The organism is Nonlabens dokdonensis (assembly GCF_002162835.1).
In the GTDB taxonomy this organism is placed as follows: domain Bacteria; phylum Bacteroidota; class Bacteroidia; order Flavobacteriales; family Flavobacteriaceae; genus Nonlabens; species Nonlabens dokdonensis_B.
Map to the genome: position 1 here is coordinate 1 of NZ_MAAX01000045.1, position 4964 is coordinate 4964.

Here is a 4964-nt window from a genome sequence, read left to right on the forward strand (position 1 = left end):
AAATACCATCTACTATAGATGACACACATATCATAGACGAAATAAAGAGTGTTTATCAAACACATTTCATAGGAATACACAATCAAAACAAACTGATAAATTAATAATTATGAGTAATTACCACATAAAACACTTAGAAGAATACTGGCAAGTTTATAGAAAGTCAGTGCGCAATCCAGAAAGTTTCTGGGAAGAAATCGCCGAAGAACATTTTTTATGGAGAAAGAAATGGGACAAAGTCCTGAGTTGGGATTTTTCAAGACCAGAAGTAAAATGGTTTGAAGGAGCGCAACTCAACATCACAGAAAACTGTATCGATAGGCATCTTGCTACTCGGGCAGATAAAACAGCTATACTTTTTGAACCTAATGATCCAAGTGAAGGTGCTCAACACATAAGCTATAGAGAGTTACATGAACGCGTTTCAAAATTTGCAAACGTGCTCAAATCACAAGGAGTAGAAAAAGGCGATCGAGTTTGTATCTACTTGCCTATGATTCCAGAGCTGGCTGTCTCAGTATTGGCATGTGCTAGAATAGGAGCCATTCATTCGGTAGTTTTTGCAGGTTTTAGTGCTACAGCACTGGCAACTCGTATTAACGATTGTGATTGTAAAATGGTGATTTGCAGTGATGGAAGTTACCGTGGTAAAAAGACCATCGATTTGAAATCTATTGTGGATGAAGCACTTGAAAACTGTCCTGGCGTAACTACAAATCTTGTGGTTAATAGAACTGGTGGAAAAGTCACGATGAAAGAAGGACGAGATATTTGGATCCAACCACTTCTTGATGCGGCAGATGCTTCTTGTAAGGCAACCATCATGGATGCAGAAGATCCGTTATTTATCCTTTATACATCAGGTTCCACTGGTAAACCCAAAGGAATGGTGCATACCACAGGTGGCTATATGGTTTATGCGGCTTATAGTTTTAAGAATGTGTTCCAGTACCGCGAGAATGATGTCTACTGGTGTACAGCAGACATAGGTTGGATTACCGGTCATAGCTATATTGTTTATGGACCACTGGCAAATGGCGCTACAACAGTCATGTTTGAAGGAGTTCCTTCTTATCCAGATTACGGGCGTTTCTGGGAAATCGTAGAAAAACATAAAATCACTCAGTTTTATACAGCACCTACTGCGATAAGAGCACTCGCCAAAGAGAACATAGATTTTGTCAATAAATATGATTTATCTAGCTTAAAGGTTCTGGGAACCGTAGGAGAACCTATCAATGAAGAGGCATGGCACTGGTATAACGATAATATAGGTAAAAACCACAGCCCTATTGTAGATACCTGGTGGCAAACAGAAACTGGCGGAATCATGATCAGCCCGATTCCTTATTCCACACCTACAATTCCGACATTTGCAACCTTGCCATTACCAGGTATCCAGCCAGCGTTAATGGATGAGCATGGAAAAGAAATTAAAGGAAATCAAGTAGAAGGACGTTTGTGTATCAAATTCCCGTGGCCATCTATGGCACGTACGATTTACGGTAACCATGAACGTTATAGAGATACCTATTTCAGTGCTTATAAAAACATGTACTTTACAGGTGATGGCGCACGTCGCGATGCGGTAGGCTATTATAGAATCACTGGTCGCGTAGATGATGTAATTATTGTGAGTGGTCACAATCTAGGGACAGCACCGATTGAAGATGCTATAAATGAACATCCTGCCGTTGCCGAAAGTGCTATCGTAGGTTTCCCACACGACATCAAAGGAAATGCATTATATGGCTACATCACTTTAAAAGAAACTGGTGAAAACCGTAATCAAGATAACCTGCGCAAAGAAATCAATCAGTTGATCACCGACCGCATAGGTCCTATCGCAAAACTGGATAAAATTCAGTTTACTAACGGATTGCCTAAGACACGTAGCGGTAAAATCATGCGTCGTATTTTGAGAAAAATAGCAAGTAAAGATACTGGCAACTTAGGTGATACCAGTACACTTTTAAATCCTGAGGTTGTACAAGAAATAATGGAGAATGCACTGGTATGATGTAGATGGTGTTGATCTCACTTTCGCGAAAGCGGAATAAATTTAAACCTCTTCCTATTTATTATATAAGAAGAGGTTTAATTATTTAGGGAAAAATATACTATTCTAAAAGAAAAATGTTCATGTAAAAAACAAGGTAGTCATCGTAAATTTGTGTCGTTATTAATAACTAAATTAATAAGTCATGAAAAATCTAAAACGCATATACACAATTTTACTCTTATTTATTTCTTTCACTGCTACGTCACAAGTATTTATAGGAGAACTAGAAGAAATTTATCTAGGCTATGAAGAGGTGACAAAAAATGATTTTGACTCCTTAAATAATGATATTAAAAGCTTAGAAAACTTTAAATTCAGAAAAGCTTTAAAAGAAGCTAGACGTACAAAAGACAGTTTAGAATTTGTAAGCAACAGGACTAAATTACACGTAAGTCAGGAAGAATATTTAAAAACTTTAAGAAAAGCCGCAAATCGAAGCAGCGACTCTACTGAGTTTATTGATAAACTCTCATCACAATTTCCTGAACTTAAGAATGTGATTGCAACACATGAGTCATTTGAAGAGTTATATGAAATTGTAAGGCCTGTTACATTTAACGGCTGGCTAGAAGAATTACCTAGTTTTTTATAATCAAAAAAGGACTTCTTAAAAATAATTTAAGAAGTCCTTTAATAACTAATTACTTATGATCAATTAGTTGGTCGATTTGTTCATTTCTGTACTTTGCTCTCCAGCAATCATTGCAAAAAACTTATCTAGATTAGGCATGATAATGATTTTAGTACGTCTATTTCTAGCACGATTATCATTACTGTTATTTGCTACTAAAGGATCATAACTGCTACGACCAGCAACAATAAGTTGTTCTGGAGCAACACCAAATTTATCTTGTAGCTTACGAACTACAGCGGCGCTACGCTCTGTACTGAGGTCTCAGTTATCTTTTACATAACTACCTTCTTTTACCGTTCTATTATCAGTATGTCCTTCTACTAAAACTTCTAAGGACGGCTCTGAATTGACTACCTTAGCAATTTTTGCTAAAATATCATCTGCATCATTTCCTATTCTATAACTACTATCTTTAAATAGTAGGTTATCATCTATATTGATCATCACGACAGATTCTTCTATAGAAACGTTGAGGTCTTTTCCGGTTTCCAGGCCGTTTATAGATTGCATCATGTTGTGAGAAATAGCTAGATTCAAAGAATCTTTAAGGGTTTTAGCTTCGGCGAGCTTATAGGCTGGAACGTTTTCAAGTGTACGACGCATAGCTTCTTTGTTTTTTGCCGATAATACTAAACTCCTGTCATCAGTACTAACTAACATGTTATCTTTTAGTACTTTTTGATCTTCATTAAGTGAGGCTATTTTCTCATTATATCGTTGCACGCGCATCTGGATTTGTTCCATCTGACGTTGCAGGTCTTCACTTTCTACTCTACTTTTTAATAATTCGCTTTTTGTGTTATTGTAATCATTCTCTAGGCTTACATACTTCTTTTTAGAAACACAGCTTAGAGTTAAGGCTACAGTAGCTAACAGTAATAAATTTGTTTTCAATTTCATAACTAATTATTTTGATTTTTTAGTCTAACGGTGACTTTTAACGTTTGGTTTTTGAGCGATATGTTTTTAAGATAAGAATAACGTAAACACGCCACATTTAAGAAGCCTTTAGGGAATAACCACGCCATATCTAGATTCTAGAATGACTAACAAAAGAATGCAGAAAGTCAAAAACTGAGCACAATCGAATTAGAAGAAATGATAATAGCAACGAAGTTCTGGGAATTAAAATTTAGGTTTGAAAAAAACTTCAATTTTAATTTATTAGTTCAATTTAGAGAGCTCTATTACATGGGAAAGTGAACATACTTTTTAAAATCAAGAATAAGAAAGTTCTTTAAATTTAAAACACCTAGTAAACTTACGTTTGACTAGGTGTTTATAGTTAAGTATCTATTAGGGGAATGAAGCTCAACTAGTTTATCTTAATATTCGGTATCGATAAAAAATGTCCTTTTTTAAAAAATTTAGCGAAAGATAACTCATCTTTTTAATTTATTTCCAAACTATGGAAGCTTTTTAAATAATGTTTTAAAAGACTGTAAAACATCAATGACATGTATATCATATTTCTAAATTATGATTTAAAATAAGTACAGTAACTTTATCTTAAATAATTTAAAAATGAAAATAGCAACTAGACTTCTTATACTACTTCTTCTCAGTGGTATTATATCTTGTAATAAAAACATAACAAAGGAGCTTCCTCAAACTGATGAAGAAGCTGTCGTGGCTGTAGAAAATGTAATTCAAAACCTATTTGATGAAGTCTGGTCTGGCTATGATGAAAATGCCATAACAAAATATCAAACTAATGACTTTCTACTCTTAGAACATGGAGAATTATGGAATAATGATACAATAGCAAACTGGTGCAAAAAAGCACAAACTAGGAATTCTGGTTATGAACGCATCAATAATTTTAAACGTATAGATGCGAGGCGTAACGGCGATAAATTATGGCTAGCTTATCACAATTACGGCACATTTAAAAAAGACACGATTGTGTATCAAAGAGCCTGGCTAGAAAGTGTTGTTGCTATAAAGAAGGACAGTATTTGGAAATTAGAATTGATGCATTCTACCAGACAACCAGTACAAAAACCATAAGTATTATCGTGTTCATTATTCTAAGCTTTGTAGGCAATTCAAGCCTTTGCCGTGCAAATGTCGGGCTTAATTACGGTTTAATATTTTGAAGCAGCTACACTACTCTATTAATATTGCGGCAGTAATAATCTTTAAAATATTTCAATTATGAATCAGCCAGAATTAGGAAATTATATTGCCCAATTAAGAAAAGAGCAAGGGCTTACACAAGAAGAACTTGTTGAAAAATGTAATATTAATGTACGTACTATCCAACGT

5 protein-coding genes and 1 pseudogene are annotated in these 4964 nt (G+C 34.8%); 4 read left to right on the top strand and 2 right to left on the bottom strand.

What is annotated here, in order from left to right:
* Positions 1-109: 109 nt before the first annotated feature.
* Positions 110-2020, top strand: coding sequence for an acetate--CoA ligase (gene acs, locus A9Q93_RS02730; RefSeq protein ID WP_303685848.1), 1911 nt, complete (start codon positions 110-112; stop codon positions 2018-2020).
* A 184-nt stretch (positions 2021-2204) separates the two neighbouring features.
* Positions 2205-2654 carry a hypothetical protein gene (locus A9Q93_RS02735; RefSeq protein WP_303685849.1) on the top strand — a complete coding sequence of 150 codons (450 nt, stop codon included), beginning with the start codon at positions 2205-2207 and terminating at the stop codon, positions 2652-2654.
* Positions 2655-2717: 63 nt separating this feature from the next.
* Here A9Q93_RS02735 and A9Q93_RS14400 read toward each other — a convergent pair.
* Both A9Q93_RS14400 and A9Q93_RS02740 read right to left on the bottom strand, forming a co-directional pair.
* Positions 2718-2945 (bottom strand): annotated as a pseudogene (locus A9Q93_RS14400) (cell envelope biogenesis protein OmpA); the annotation flags it as partial.
* Between the two features lie 12 nt (positions 2946-2957).
* Positions 2958-3596 carry a cell envelope biogenesis protein OmpA gene (locus tag A9Q93_RS02740; protein WP_369674684.1) on the bottom strand — a complete coding sequence of 213 codons (639 nt, stop codon included), beginning with the start codon at positions 3594-3596 and terminating at the stop codon, positions 2958-2960.
* Between the two features lie 624 nt (positions 3597-4220).
* On the opposite strand from A9Q93_RS02740, the gene A9Q93_RS02745 reads away from it, so the two are divergent.
* Entirely contained in the window at positions 4221-4706 is a 486-nt protein-coding gene (locus A9Q93_RS02745) for a nuclear transport factor 2 family protein (protein ID WP_303685850.1), read from the top strand.
* 147 nt (positions 4707-4853) lie between these two features.
* The coding region (locus A9Q93_RS02750; protein WP_303685851.1) for a helix-turn-helix domain-containing protein at positions 4854-4964 on the top strand (111 nt) is incomplete at its 3' end.

What these genes read in the sequence shown, in the direction of transcription:
- acs (WP_303685848.1), top strand. Translation starts at nt 110, where the DNA reads ATGAGTAATTACCACATAAAACACTTAGAAGAATACTGGCAAGTTTAT.
- A9Q93_RS02740 (WP_369674684.1), bottom strand. Translation starts at nt 3,596, where the DNA reads ATGAAATTGAAAACAAATTTATTACTGTTAGCTACTGTAGCCTTAACT.
- A9Q93_RS02735 (WP_303685849.1), top strand. Translation starts at nt 2,205, where the DNA reads ATGAAAAATCTAAAACGCATATACACAATTTTACTCTTATTTATTTCT.
- A9Q93_RS02745 (WP_303685850.1), top strand. Translation starts at nt 4,221, where the DNA reads ATGAAAATAGCAACTAGACTTCTTATACTACTTCTTCTCAGTGGTATT.